Source organism: Burkholderia sp. CCA53 (assembly GCF_001685525.1).
In the GTDB taxonomy this organism is placed as follows: domain Bacteria; phylum Pseudomonadota; class Gammaproteobacteria; order Burkholderiales; family Burkholderiaceae; genus Burkholderia; species Burkholderia multivorans.
Map to the genome: position 1 here is coordinate 1,798,653 of NZ_BDDJ01000002.1, position 12,875 is coordinate 1,811,527.

The 12,875-nt window shown below is 67.8% G+C and carries 11 protein-coding genes; 6 read left to right on the forward strand and 5 right to left on the reverse strand.

Annotated elements, in window-relative coordinates; translation table 11 throughout:
- A complete protein-coding gene (locus tag BCR55_RS24235) occupies window positions 1-462 on the reverse strand; it encodes a (2Fe-2S)-binding protein (RefSeq protein ID WP_006396610.1) in 462 nt (153 codons plus the stop codon).
- 181 nt (window positions 463-643) lie between these two features.
- Here BCR55_RS24235 and BCR55_RS24240 point away from each other — a divergent pair, with 181 nt between their 5' ends.
- Entirely contained in the window at window positions 644-1,567 is a 924-nt protein-coding gene (locus BCR55_RS24240) for an AraC family transcriptional regulator (protein ID WP_006411469.1), read from the forward strand.
- 67 nt (window positions 1,568-1,634) lie between these two features.
- Here the strand turns inward: BCR55_RS24240 and BCR55_RS24245 are convergent, their stop codons facing one another.
- Genes BCR55_RS24245 through BCR55_RS24260 form a run of 4 tightly spaced genes read right to left on the reverse strand, consistent with a single transcriptional unit; the run spans window position 1,635 to window position 7,760 of the window.
- A complete protein-coding gene (locus BCR55_RS24245; protein WP_065496251.1) occupies window positions 1,635-4,277 on the reverse strand; it encodes a glycosyltransferase in 2,643 nt (880 codons plus the stop codon).
- A gap of 32 nt (window positions 4,278-4,309) precedes the next feature.
- On the reverse strand, window positions 4,310-5,731 hold the full coding sequence (locus BCR55_RS24250; RefSeq protein ID WP_065496255.1) for a UDP-glucose/GDP-mannose dehydrogenase family protein: 1,422 nt from the start codon (window positions 5,729-5,731) through the stop codon (window positions 4,310-4,312).
- 35 nt (window positions 5,732-5,766) lie between these two features.
- Window positions 5,767-6,756: a UDP-glucose 4-epimerase GalE gene (gene galE / locus BCR55_RS24255; RefSeq protein ID WP_059785137.1), complete on the reverse strand. Its 990-nt coding sequence runs from the start codon at window positions 6,754-6,756 to the stop codon at window positions 5,767-5,769.
- Window positions 6,753-7,760, reverse strand: a complete 1,008-nt coding sequence (locus tag BCR55_RS24260) for a UDP-glucuronic acid decarboxylase family protein (RefSeq protein WP_065496748.1) — start codon at window positions 7,758-7,760, stop codon at window positions 6,753-6,755. The genes galE and BCR55_RS24260 overlap by 4 nt, the downstream gene beginning before the upstream one ends.
- Before the next feature lie 136 nt (window positions 7,761-7,896).
- Here BCR55_RS24260 and BCR55_RS33600 point away from each other — a divergent pair, with 136 nt between their 5' ends.
- The 5 genes from BCR55_RS33600 to BCR55_RS24285 all read left to right on the forward strand — a co-directional run bounded on the left by BCR55_RS33600 (window position 7,897) and on the right by BCR55_RS24285 (window position 12,812).
- Window positions 7,897-8,565 (forward strand): hypothetical protein, encoded by a 669-nt coding sequence (locus BCR55_RS33600; RefSeq protein ID WP_244104660.1) that lies wholly within the window; start codon window positions 7,897-7,899, stop codon window positions 8,563-8,565.
- Between the two features lie 1,325 nt (window positions 8,566-9,890).
- Entirely contained in the window at window positions 9,891-10,217 is a 327-nt protein-coding gene (locus BCR55_RS24270) for a hypothetical protein (RefSeq protein ID WP_006396622.1), read from the forward strand.
- Window positions 10,218-10,327: 110 nt separating this feature from the next.
- Window positions 10,328-10,915 carry a hypothetical protein gene (locus BCR55_RS24275; protein ID WP_006396623.1) on the forward strand — a complete coding sequence of 196 codons (588 nt, stop codon included), beginning with the start codon at window positions 10,328-10,330 and terminating at the stop codon, window positions 10,913-10,915.
- 80 nt (window positions 10,916-10,995) lie between these two features.
- Window positions 10,996-11,277 carry a hypothetical protein gene (locus tag BCR55_RS24280; RefSeq protein WP_006396624.1) on the forward strand — a complete coding sequence of 94 codons (282 nt, stop codon included), beginning with the start codon at window positions 10,996-10,998 and terminating at the stop codon, window positions 11,275-11,277.
- A 44-nt stretch (window positions 11,278-11,321) separates the two neighbouring features.
- Window positions 11,322-12,812, forward strand: coding sequence for a hypothetical protein (locus BCR55_RS24285; protein ID WP_053298351.1), 1,491 nt, complete (start codon window positions 11,322-11,324; stop codon window positions 12,810-12,812).
- Window positions 12,813-12,875 lie beyond the last annotated feature (63 nt).

Here is a 12,875-nt window from a genome sequence, read left to right on the forward strand (position 1 = left end):
TCACGCTCCCAGCGTCGCGGCCGCGTCGTGGATCGCCGCGCGGATCCGCGCATAGGTCGCACAGCGGCACAGGTTGCCGTTCATCGCCGCATCGATGTCGGCGTCGGTCGGTTTCGGGTTCTGCTCGAGCAGCGCGGTGGCGGACATGATCTGCCCGGACTGACAGTAGCCGCATTGCGGCACCTGCAGCTTCACCCAGGCGGCCTGCACGGCCTGCGCGGGCTTGCTCTGCAGGCCTTCGATCGTCGTCACGTGCTTGCCGGCGATGCCGGCGAGCGGCAGCACGCACGAGCGCACGGGCTGGCCTTCGAGGTGGATCGTGCACGCGCCGCACTGCGCCATCCCGCAGCCGAATTTCGTGCCGGTCAGCCCCGCGTGCTCGCGGATCGCCCAGAGGACGGGCATCGACGGATCGGCATCGAGCGTCACGCTCTTGCCGTTCAGGACAAACGTAGTGGCCATGGGGGTGTCTCCGTGGGGAAAACCCGGCGCCGGGCCGGGATAGCCGGCAGTGTGCGGGAGCCTCCGCCGTTTTCGTCTACCCAATCCTGCAAATTTCTTGAACAATCCTGCAAATCCCGCGCGCGGCGGCGGACCTTTCGCTATGCTCGCGCGACAGGGAAACCGATTCGAGGATCTCGTGATGGACATGACCGACATCGCCGCGTCGCGCGCGGCCGGGCAGCGCGAACTGGCGTCGCTGATCGGCCGCTTCGCGCCGGTGGACGGCTCGCACGCGACCGCGGTGCCGGGCCTGATGCTGCACAAGCACGTGCGGCCCGTCGATCTCGGCTGCGCCGTGTCGCGCGCGGCGCTCGTGATTGCCGCGCAGGGCGCGAAGCGCGTGATCGTGGGCGGCCACGCGTACGAATACGATGCACAAAACTGCCTGATTACGTCGATCGACTTGCCGATCCTGTCGCGCGTGACGCGCGCGTCGGCCGACGCGCCATACCTCTGCCTGTCGCTGACGCTCGATCCGCAGCGGATCGTCGAGCTCGCGGCCGAGATGCGGCTACCGGAGCCGGAGTCCGGCCCGGAGGGCGAGGGCATCGCGCTCGCCGAGCTGACGCCGCCGCTGCTCGATGCCGCGCTGCGCCTCGTGCGGCTGCTCGACACGCCGGCCGACATCCCGGTGCTCGCGCCGCTGATCGAGAAGGAGATGCTGTACCGGCTGCTGACGAGCGCGCAGGGCACGCGGCTGCGGCACATGGCCGTCGCCGGCAGCCAGACGCACCGGATCGCGCGCGCGATCGAATGGATCCGTGCGCACTTCGCGGAGCCGATGCGCGTCGAGACGCTCGCGAACGCGGTCAACATGAGCGTGTCGTCGCTGCATCATCATTTCAAGCACGTGACGACGCTGAGCCCGCTGCAGTACCAGAAGCAGCTGCGGCTGCACGAGGCGCGCCGGCTGCTGCTGCAGCAGGGCGGCGACGTCGGCTCGGTCGCCGCGAGCGTCGGCTACGAGAGCGCGTCGCAGTTCAGCCGCGAGTACAGCCGGCTGTTCGGCGCGCCGCCGATGCGCGACGTTGCGCACTTGCGGCGGCGCGAGCTGCTTGGCTGAGGAAACGGGCGGCCGCACCTCGCCGGCCGCACCTCGCCGGCCGCACCTTGCCGGCCGCACCTCGCACCTACTTCGCGACGACTTCCGCCTGCAGGAACGACGGCGCGATCCGCCAGTCCGGCACGTAGCGGGCGGGCCAGGCACCCGGCGTGTCGACCGCATTGAAATACACCACGGCCTTCAGCAGCGGATAGCGCCACAGCGAGCGCTGGAATTCGTCGAGCGCGTCGCGCTTGCGCGCGTCCGAGCCGTCGACACCGAGTTCGGTGACCATCACCGGCAGCCCGTAGTCGGCGACGCGCGCGTACTTGGTCCGCAGGATGTTTTCGGCCGACGCGCGGCCGCCCGCCGGCCACACCGCGCAACGCGGACAGTCGAACACCGACAGGCCGACCGCATCGGCGTAGCCGGGGCCGGGGAAATAGTCGTCGAGGTTGCGGTTGCCGGCCGGCGACCACACGAAGCGCAGCCGGTCGGTCATCGCGCGGCACGCATCGACGACGCGCCGGTACGCGTCGATATAGCCGGACGCGTCGCCGCTCGCCCACGGATAGCGGCCGGTGTCGGTTTCCATCTCGTGGCCCCAGCGCACGAACACCGGCGCGTGCAGCGCGGCGAGTGCCGAGCAGGTCGCCGCGATGCGCGCGTCGTAACGGCCGTGCGCGATGTCGTCGAGCAGCGCGCCCGTGCGGCTGCCGGGCAGCGCCCACGGTTCGACGGTCACCATCAGCGCGCGGTGGCGCGCGTGCGCGGTGCGATACGCGTCGTCGATCTGCGTGTCGAGGTCGGGCGCGTTCCACGACACGAACACATGATCGAATGCGAGGTTCGCGTCGGACGCGAACACGCGGTCCGGGTCGTAGACGCCGAGTGCGGGCTGCTTGACCGGCTGCCCCGGCGCCGGCGCGAGCACGGCGGGCAGGCCCGAGCGCCACGTGACGGCCTGCCAGCCCTTCGGCGCGCGCAGCGCGATGCCGGCGACCAGCATCGCGAGCGCGAACACGAACAGCGCGTTGCGCACCGGCAGGCGGCTGAAGAACATCTGCGCGGGCGCCGACGCGGCGCGCCCCTGTTCCTTGCCGTGATTGACGGCGACCACGGCCGCGATCACGAAGTACAGGATGCTCGTCAGCGTCGAAAACAGATAGAAGCCGCCGGCGTTGTGCGGATTCTCGATCGCGACGACGGGCGCACTGCAGAACAGCGAGATCAGCAGATACGGCGCGACGACGCGCAGCGGCGCGTCCTGCTCGATCGCGCCGCCCTTCGGCGTGACCTTGAAGGCGAATTCCTTGCCGCGGATGCAGTCGACGATCGCCGACAGGCAGCCGAGCACGACCCACGGCCAGCGCGCGAACACGAACGACAGGCCTTCCCACGACAGCAGCTTCGTGTTCAGAGGCCGACACGACTGCGTCGCATGCGTGGACCAGGTGACGACGCAGAGGATCAGCACGCTGAGCGGCACCGCATAGGCGAGATACGTGATGTAGTCGACGTGCGCCCACACGCGCCCCGTGAGCAGCGCGGCGACCGGGATCGCGACGCCGCCCGCCATCGCGAGCGCACACAGCGGGTACCACAGCTGGCAGAACAGGAACTGCGCCTTCAGTTTCAGCGGCAGCCCGCCGAAATAGCGGCGCGTGTAGCGCAGCATGATGATCATCACGCTCTTCGACCACTGGAATTCCTGCGTGGCGAGATCGGCGAACGTACGCGGCCCTTCGCCGTTCGCGATCGCGTTCAGTGCGTGCATGCCGCGCCAGCCGTGCGCGTTGAAGATCATCGTCGTCGAATGATCTTCGGCGAGTTCGGGGCCGAGGCCGCCGATCTCGCGCAGCGCGCGGCAGCGCACCGCGTAGTGCGAGCCGATGCAGAGCGGCGCGAGACCGCCCGCATAGCCGGCCTGCATCGTGCCGTGCAGCGGGCCCTCGACGTTCACGCGCCCGCGCGCGCTCCAGCTCAGCGCGGCATTGCTGTCGCAGATGCTCGGCGCGGACACGTAGCCGACCGCCGGATCGACGAACGGACGCAGCATCTCCTCGAGATACGTGCGCGTCGGCACATGATCGGCGTCGAGCTGCGACACGAAATCGTAGTTGTCGTAGCCGTACGTGTCGTAGAAGTACGCGAGGTTGCCTTCCTTGCATTTCGTGCGGCGCGGCCAGCTCGCGCGGTGATAGTCGGCGACGCCGCGCCGCGTCGACACGCGCACGCCGCGCAGGCGACACCATTCGAGCGTGGCCGGAGTCGGATCCTCGTCGGCGAGCCAGGTGTCGTGCGGGTAGGTCTGATCGAGCATCGCGAGCAGCGTCGTGCGCACGACCTCGAACGGCTCGGACGGCGCCTTCGTGACGACCATCGCGACGCGCCAGCCGCGCGGCACGTCGAGCGCCGGGTTCGGCACGACCGCGGAGCGGATGATGAAGATGAAGTAGCCGGGAATGAAGGTGGTCCAGAACAGGATGAAGCAGTTGACGCCGAAGCGGAACGCATCGACGTAATGCTCGTCGCGCAGCCACCAGCGCCAGAAGATCGCGAGCGCGGCGACCCAGCACAGTGCGAGCAGATGAAAGATCGTGCGCGTGCCGCTGTCCATCAGCGGCACCACGAGCGGCACATCGGTTTCGGCGCTTTCGGTGCGGCCGGCTTCGGCGTCGGACGCCTCCGACGCCGCGCCGCCGGCGAGCGACGCAACGAGCTTCTCCATGGTGTTCCCCCCAACGGTCTCGCGTACGCGAGTTAGTTCGAGTCGATCATCAGCTTTGAAGCAGGCTGCGGCGCAGCCGTCGTATCGTCGGCGACCGGCACGCGGCCGCGCGCGGCGTCGGCCGGCGTGCGTGCGCTGCACGAGCGGCCGACGCGCTCGTAGCGGCGAAAGCCGCAGTCGACCGCGCGCCGTTCGTCGAACAGGTTGCGCATGTCGAGCATCACCGGGTCCGACATGTGGTCGGCGAGATCCGCGAGATCGAGCGTCTCGAAGGCTTTCCACTCGGTCATCACGACGACGGCGTCGGCGCTGCGCACCGCGTCGACCGCCGAGCTTTCCATGAACACCTGCGGCAGCAGCCGCGACGCCTCGTGCGGCCGCGCGGGATCGTAGGCGCGGATATGCGCGCCCGCGCCGACGAGCAGCTGGATCACGTCGATGCTCGGGCTTTCGCGCACGTCGTCCGTCTGCCCCTTGAACGTGAGGCCGAGCACCGCGATGCGCTTGCCCTTGATCGAGCCGCCGCACGCGTTTTCGATCCGCTGGAGGATCTGCGCCTTGCGCAGCGCGTTCGATTCGATCGCCGCGCTGACGATGCGCAGCGGCACCGCGTGTTCGGATGCGGTCGCCTTCAGCGCGCGCGTGTCCTTCGGAAAGCACGAGCCGCCCCAACCGGGCCCCGCCTTCAGGAATGCCGCGCCGATCCGCCGGTCGAGGCCCATTCCGTTCGCGACGAGCTCGACGTCGGCGCCGACCGCTTCGCAGAGGTCCGAAATCTCGTTGATGTAGCTGATCTTCACCGCGAGAAACGCATTGGCCGCGTACTTGACGAGTTCGGCCGTCTCGATCTCGGTCGCGAGCACGAGATGGCCGGCCGCGGCGAGCGGGGCATAGATCGCGTTCATGATCTCGATCGCGCGCGGATGCTCGGCGCCGAACACGACGCGATCCGGATGCATGAAGTCGTCGATCGCCGACCCTTCGCGCAGGAACTCGGGGTTCGACGCAATCGCGGTGTCGATCCCGGGCGGCGCATGACGCTCGACGATGTCCTGCACGCGCCGGTTCGTGCCGACCGGCACCGTCGACTTCGTGACGACGACCGTGAAGCCGTTCAGGTTCGATGCGATGTCGCGCGCGGCGGCTTCGACGTACTGCAGGTCCGCGCGATCGGTGCCCGGCAGCGTAGGCGTGCCGACCGCGATGAACACCGCGTCGCGGTCGCGCACGCTCGCGGCGAGATCGCTGCTGAAACGCAGCGTCCCGCGTCCGACGTTGCGCGCGACGAAGGCGTCGAGGCCCGGCTCGTAGATCGGCATGCAGCCTTGATTCAGCGCGTCGATCTTGCCGCGATTGTTGTCGATGCAGACGACGTCGTGTCCGAGCTCCGCCAGACACGCGCCGCTGACGAGCCCGACATAGCCGGTGCCGACGATGGCGATCCGCACATTCATGGTTATCCCCGTGGTTGGTTGAACGACGCCTGGTGTTACTTGTTCGACACGAGCGGCAGGTCCTGACGGAACCACCGCGCCGCATGCTCGACCATCGGCTCGATCCCGGCGAAGCGCGGGCGCCAGCCGAGCACGAGCGCGGCTTTCGTTGCGTCCGCATACAGGGCCGGCGGATCGCCGGGGCGGCGCGCGGCCATGACGGTCGGCACGCGCGATCCGGTCACCGTTTCGACTGCGCGTACGAGCTCGAGCACCGACGTGCCCGTGCCCGTACCGAGATTCAGCGCGACGCTGTTGCCACCGCGGCACAGATACGCGGTGGCCTTGACGTGCGCATCGGCGAGATCGCTCACGTGTACGTAGTCGCGCACGGCCGAGCCGTCGGGTGTCGGATAGTCGGTGCCCATCACCGTGAACGGGCGGCCGGTGCCGAGCGCCGCACGGATCGCGAGCGGCAGCGCATGCGTTTCGGGTTCGTGGTTTTCGCCGAGCAGGCCGTCCGGGTCCGCGCCGGCTGCATTGAAGTAGCGCAGCGCGACCCACTTCATGCCGTAGGCGCGCTCGAAGTCGGCCGCCATCCGCTCCATCGCGTACTTCGTGAAGCCGTACGGGTTGATCGGATGCTGCGGCGTGTGTTCGCAGATCGGCAGCGCATCGGGAATCCCGTAGGTCGCGCACGACGACGACAGCACGATCCGGCCGACGCCGGCCGCCCGCATCGCGTTCAGCAGCGTGCAGGTGCCCGTTACGTTCGTCGCGTAGTAGCGATCGGGCGCGAGCACCGACTCGCCGACGTACGCGAGCGCCGCGAAATGAATCACGATGTCGGGCCGATGCGCGGCGAGCGCGCGGCCGAGTGCGTCGCGGTCGAGGATGTCGCCGACGACGAGCGGCCCCCAGCGCACCGCGTCGCGATGGCCCGTCGACAGATCGTCGTACGCGACCGGCGTATGCCCGGCCTCCGCGAGCGCCTTGCACGTATGGCTGCCGATATAGCCGGCGCCGCCTGTGACGAACACTTTCATGCGGTCGCTCCGGTCATCTGCAGCATCGGCGCGATCCACAGTTCGCGGGCGAAGTAGTCGACGGTGCGGCGCAACCCTTCGTCGAGATCGACGCACGGCCGCCAGCCGAGCTCGGTCGCGGCGACCGAGATGTCGGGGCGACGCTGATGCGGGTCGTCGATCGGCAGCGGGCGGAACACGATCTCGGATGGCGAGCCGGTCAGCGCGAGGACCTTCTGCGCGAGCTCGATCATCGTGAATTCGACCGGATTGCCGATGTTGACCGGCATCCCGACGTTGCGCTCGGCGCCCATCAGGCAGAAGAAGCCGTCGATCAGATCGCTGACGAAACAGAACGAGCGCGTCTGCAGGCCGTCGCCGTAGATCTCGAGCGGCTCGCCGTTCAATGCGCCGACGATGAAGTTCGACACGACGCGGCCGTCGCGCGGCGACATTCGCGGCCCGTACGTATTGAAGATGCGTGCGACGCGCACGTCCACGCCGTACGTGCGGTAGTAGTCGTAGCAGAGCGCCTCGGCGGCGCGCTTGCCTTCGTCGTAGCACGCGCGCGGGCCGATCGTGTTGACGTTGCCGCGATACGTTTCCATCTGCGGATGCACGCTCGGGTCGCCGTAGATCTCGCTCGTCGAGGCCTGGAATACGCGCGCGCCGGTCTTGCGGGCGAGCGCGAGACAGTGGTTCATCCCGAGCACGTTCGTCATCATCGTGTGGACCGGATCGTGCTGATATGTCGGCGGCGATGCCGCGCAGGCGAGATTCCAGATCTCGTCGACCTGCAGCTGCGGCAGGCCGAGCGTGACGTCGGCTTTGAGGAACTCGAAACGACCCGACGCCTTCAGGTCGGCGACGTTCAGCTTGCGTCCCGTCAGCAGACTGTCGACGCAGACGACGTGCGCGCCCTCGACGACGAGGCGCTCGCATACATAGCTGCCGAGAAATCCGGCGCCGCCCGTCACGAGCACGCGCTGGCCGACGCGCGTCTCGATCGCTACCCGGTCATTCATGGTCTTCTCCTTCGTCGCACATCGCCGGGAGCCGGACAGCGAGCGCTGCGGCGCACGCGCGCACGATGCCTGCGTCGCCGCAGGGACGCCGTGCCGGCACGTGCCGTTGCTGCTCCGCTGATGTCGACGAAGCGCCATGAACGGCGCTTCGATTGCGCAGACTTCCCCGTTGATGCTGGGCCGACGCACGCGTCGCCCGTTCGCTGATGGTCTTCATTGCCGCTTCCCCGACGTGGCTTATGAGCGGGCGGCTGCCGCCCGTTTTTCAGGTCGTGCAGGCCGCCTGCCTGAACCGGACATGAGGCAAGCCGCATGCCAACCGCGATGCGGCTGCGGTCCGGCCGTCGCCGTGCCTGCGCCGACGTGTCGTTGCGCGCGCAGCGGGCGGCGCGGCACGCGCGCTTGTTTCATGCGTGTATCGTGGGGACAGGATGGGCGTGCGGCGCGATGCGCGCATTCGGGCGAACCGGCACCATTCGGCATGCGCCGCGCCAAGGCGCGCAGCACGACATGCGACGCCACGCGTGCCGAATGCGGATGTTTCAAAGTTGAGATTCGAACCGCGCTGGAGCACGGAAAGTGTTCATTGGATGCAACGCGGGATCTGCGATTCGAGATCGACGATGCATCATCGATCGATACGGAAAGTCGCCCACGCGACGATTCGATCCGAATTGATCTACGTCAATTCATTGGAGTCGCCGTTATGTGGGAAAGCGCGCTGATCGATGTGCGAATTTCGGTTTTGCGCCGATTTGTTTCGATCGATTTTCTCGATTCGACCGCGCCGTGTTTTCACGAATGAATCAAATGCGCGCGGCGTGGCGCGATGTGCGTGCGTCGTTCGCACGCCGAGGCCGGCGACGCGGCGGTTTTCGGTCCGGCCGTCCGCCTCCGGCTTTCATTCGTGTGCACGCAAGCGCGACGTCGTGCGCGCGCGGCGACCGATTGGCTTGCCGCGCGCGGCGTACCGCGCGAGCGACGCAGGCGTGCGCATCTCAAGTTTGAAACACTTGTTCCGACGACGGCGTGCGCGCGTCGCGCCAGCCGATTTCTCAGCCTTTTCCCGCCATTGCTTCGCCGCGCTTGACGATCGCCGGCGGCGCGCGGCCGTTATTGCGATACATTCCTGAAACAAAAAGCGCCATTCCCGACGGCGCGCCCGCGCGTTGCGGCGAGAGGCCGCGCGCAGCGTCCGATGGCACAACGCATGGCACGCGGTTTGCGGTATGGGACGCACCGGCGAGCGGTCGACGCGACGCGACAAAGATGTGGGGCGACCAACTCGTCAATAAGCCAGTCGGGGAAACGGCGATGAAGACCAACAGCAGTAGCTTGATCCGCGCGATTCACGCGCAACAGTGGGGAAGTCGAAAGAATCGGGGTATTGCTCGCGACGCGGTGCCAGCTTCGCGGGTCTCTGCTCGCCGATTCGACGGCATCCGCGTGCTCCGGCTCCTGGAGGGCTTGCCGTTCGCGGCGGCGCTCGAGCGCATCCGGTGTCGCGCTCCATTCCGCTCGCTCCGCAGCGCCGGCCCGTTCATTCCGAACGGCCCGATACCGTTCCGTGTTCGACCGTGCCGCGCGATACCAAGCGCGCCGCCCGCATGCCGGCGTCGGCCCGACTAGGCCGCGTACCGTCGCACGCTTTTCCGGAACCCGTTCCGTCGATCGCTCAGGGAGAAACCATGCCGCCTGATCGCAATGGAGGACCGCGCGCGCCCGGCTGAACAGCGCGTTCCGGCACGGCCGGATTTCATCGTACCGATTCTGTTTCGCCCGTTTTCGATTCGTATCGCACTGTCGTATTCAGGCAGTCGCCCGGACGATATTCGAAAAAGGCGGAATGGGGCAGTGCGCGCGATTAAAGGCGGTATGAATCAAGGTGTTTTCGAATTGGTTTTAATGTTCAGCAAACTAATCGAAAACACCTAACAACAATATTTGGACAACTGAACAACGTGAAACTACACTTCGGCTGACCAAAAATAGATAAGCAAATCGATTTAAAGGAATGTGAATACGGTTAATTAAAAAGTAATCCTGTTCGAAGGGATTGCTTGAAGCAGGGACGGTTGTCGGCGTGCGACCTTCCCTGCCTGTTCCGTCCACGCCGTTATGGAGTCGACCATGAAGAAGCTTCTGATTGCAGCAGCAGTTCTGGCGGTTTCGGGTGCAGCGTTCGCAGGTGGCGGCACGGTTTCGAGCAGCAGCTCGTCGAGCGTCGGCGGCACGTCGGCCGGCGTCGTCGGGTTCGGCCACTTCACCGCGACCGATTCGGGCTCGGCGCTCGGCGCAGCCGGCGCAACCGCCGGCTATGGCGGCAGCAGCTCGATCTCGTACACGAACCATACGAATACGTCGACGGTCGGCGGCTACGGCTTCGGCGGCGCACAGGCCGGCGGCCAAAGCGGCGCGAATGCTGGCTCGATCGGCTGGACGACGTTCCACCACTAAGTCGCGGCGCGTAGCGTTCGTCATTGGCTGGTGGCAGCGAGTGCCGGTTTCGCCCGATGCGGGCGGGGCCGGCCCGCTACCGCCAAACTTCCTCACAGCAAGGAATTGCTATGAAAGCCAACGTCATTTTAGCGACAGCGCTCACCGCCATTTCATCGGTCGTATGGGCGGCCGGTTCGACGACCAATCAGACACAGTCTGTCGCGGCGGGCGTGTCCGGATCGGTACTGGTCGGCTCCGGCAGCTATACGAGCAACTCGAATTCGGTAGCGGGCGCGAACGCAGGAAGCACCGTGACACCCGCCGGTTCCGCCGGCACGGCATCCGCCTTTCACAACTCGACCTCGACGGCCAGCGGTTCGGGCACGAACGGGGGCGCGTTTGCGGCAGGCGGCGGTATCGGTGCCGCAGGCTCGTACGGCGGAAACAGCAGCACGAATGTGAACGCGAATGCATTGTCGGGAGGGGTGACCGCCACGATCGTTCTCGGCGCAAACCACTACACGGCAACGGGGGCGAACGATCAGGGCAACGCGAACGGGTGGGCGGGGGCCGTTTCCGGTCCCGGCGGCTCGGGCACGATCGCGGGCTCGAATCACTTCAACTCGTCGACCGTGTGGAGTACCGGCCCGGCCGGCTCGCCGTCCGCCTCGGGCGGCAGTCAGGCAGGTTCAGGCGCGAACGCAGGCAGTCATTAGCAGGAGATGTGGGGGGACCAGTTTCGCAGTGACGCTGGTCTCTTTTCCCGCATTGTTGTCACGTTAGGTAAGGAGTTGGCATGAAGCACAAACTGATTGCCGCCGCTCTGATGCTCGCGTCTTTGACGGCGTATGGCGCTGACCGTGCTGCCGAGGACGTGCAATCGAATATGCAGACGTCAAACGACCTTGCCCAGACAACCAAACCGTCAGAACAACAAACGCTTTCGGCGGGCGGTGCCATCGGCGGACCGAATCCCCAGCAGTGGCAGGGGATGGCGGACGGCTCGTGGTCCCAGCTCGGCAGCGGCTGGAAACAGTTCGGGGAAGCGGGAAAAGCTGAAGTCATTCAGGGGAATTAGCACGGTTGCCTGGGTGGGAGGTCAATCCTCGTCCGGAGAGTGAAATGAACAGCAACAAGATCAAGGTGGCATGTGCGGCGTTGTTCGCGATGACCACGATCGGTACCCACGCGCAAACGGCCGACTCGAACTCGGGTTCGCAGTCGTCGAGCACGGCAACGGCAGTCAGCCTGGGTGGCGGCTCGAGCATCAGCACGAACAACAACACGAACAACAACACGACCACGTCGACTTCGCGCGGCGGCAATGCCACCAGCACGAGCGGGGTTCGGGGCAGCGGCAATTCGAACGTGCAGGTGAACGTGACGATGCCGTCCGCGGCGAGCGGCGGCCTGAATCAGCCGCAGGGCGTCAATACGCTCGCGTCGGCCGGCGCACCGGGCACGAGTCCGTACAACACGCAGACGACCGAAAACGTCAATTATTCCGGCACGCAGACGATCAAGACCAACCCGGCGATCCAGGCACCGGGCCTCACGACCACGCTGTCCGACACCTGCATGGGTTCGGTGAGCGTCGGCGTGTCGTTCCCGGGATTCGGCGCGACGGGCGGCACGACGCTCGTCGACCAGGCCTGCGTGCGTCGTCTCGATGCGCGCGAATTCCGTGCGATGGGCCTGACCGACGTCGCACTCGCGCTGCTCTGCCAGAGCGATGCGAACCGGCGCGCGGTCGAAGCCACCGGCCATCTGTGCCCGGGCACGACCGCACCGCTCGCGCGCTCGAACGTCGCGCCGTCGGCGGAAGCGACCGTCGCCGACGACATCAAGTACCGCGATCCGCTCGTGCGCAGCCGCCTCGGCCTGCCGCCGCTCGACGCGGCCGTGCCGGCAGCGGCGGCGACGCGCCCGATCGCGACGAGCGCCGTGCAGAGTGCGCCGCTGTCGATGCCCGCGCCGGCACCCGCCGTCGCGAAGGCGGCGCAGGCCGCGGCGGCGATCCCGGCTGCCGTCGCACCGGCTGCGGCCGCGGTGCCGTCCGCTGCGCAATCGGCGGCGAGCGCAGTGCCGGCGGCCGCGGTCGTCGCCGCACCGGCCGTTGTCGAGAAGGCTGCGCCGGTTGCCGAGACGAAGGCGCCCGAGCCCGTGCCGGCCGCGACCGACAAGGCCGCGCAAGCGGCGGCCGCGCCGGCCGTCGACACGAAGGCGCCGGAAGCCGCGCAGGCTGCAGCCGACACGACGCCGGCCGCCGCAGTCGTTGCCGCACCGGCCGCGCAAGCCGCCGCACCGGCGGTCGATGCGAAGGCCGATGCCGCGGCGCAGCCGGCAGCCGAGCCGGCCGCCGCCCCGCAGGCGACCGCTGCCGCACCGGCGGAACCGATGCCGGAAGCCGCGCAGCAGCCTGCGGCCGCCGATACGCCGGTCGCCGCCGAACCGGCCACCGAACCGGCTGCCGTACCGGCGCCGCACGCCGCCGATGTCCCGGCGCTCGCCGAGCCGGCGAAGGACGCCGTGCCGGCCGCGATCGACCAGGCCGCTCCGGCGGCGCCGGCCGCGCCGATGCCGACGGTGGTGTCGACTAGCACGTCGTCGTGAACGGCGGCCCGGCCCCGTGCGACCGGTACGCCGGCCGCGCGGGACCGGGCGCGCGACACGACG

Coding starts and splice junctions, on each gene's coding strand:
- BCR55_RS24235 (WP_006396610.1), bottom strand. CDS start 462: ATGGCCACTACGTTTGTCCTGAACGGCAAGAGCGTGACGCTCGATGCC.
- BCR55_RS24240 (WP_006411469.1), top strand. CDS start 644: ATGGACATGACCGACATCGCCGCGTCGCGCGCGGCCGGGCAGCGCGAA.
- BCR55_RS24245 (WP_065496251.1), bottom strand. CDS start 4,277: ATGGAGAAGCTCGTTGCGTCGCTCGCCGGCGGCGCGGCGTCGGAGGCG.
- BCR55_RS24250 (WP_065496255.1), bottom strand. CDS start 5,731: ATGAATGTGCGGATCGCCATCGTCGGCACCGGCTATGTCGGGCTCGTC.
- galE (WP_059785137.1), bottom strand. CDS start 6,756: ATGAAAGTGTTCGTCACAGGCGGCGCCGGCTATATCGGCAGCCATACG.
- BCR55_RS24260 (WP_065496748.1), bottom strand. CDS start 7,760: ATGAATGACCGGGTAGCGATCGAGACGCGCGTCGGCCAGCGCGTGCTC.
- BCR55_RS33600 (WP_244104660.1), top strand. CDS start 7,897: ATGAACGGCGCTTCGATTGCGCAGACTTCCCCGTTGATGCTGGGCCGA.
- BCR55_RS24270 (WP_006396622.1), top strand. CDS start 9,891: ATGAAGAAGCTTCTGATTGCAGCAGCAGTTCTGGCGGTTTCGGGTGCA.
- BCR55_RS24275 (WP_006396623.1), top strand. CDS start 10,328: ATGAAAGCCAACGTCATTTTAGCGACAGCGCTCACCGCCATTTCATCG.
- BCR55_RS24280 (WP_006396624.1), top strand. CDS start 10,996: ATGAAGCACAAACTGATTGCCGCCGCTCTGATGCTCGCGTCTTTGACG.
- BCR55_RS24285 (WP_053298351.1), top strand. CDS start 11,322: ATGAACAGCAACAAGATCAAGGTGGCATGTGCGGCGTTGTTCGCGATG.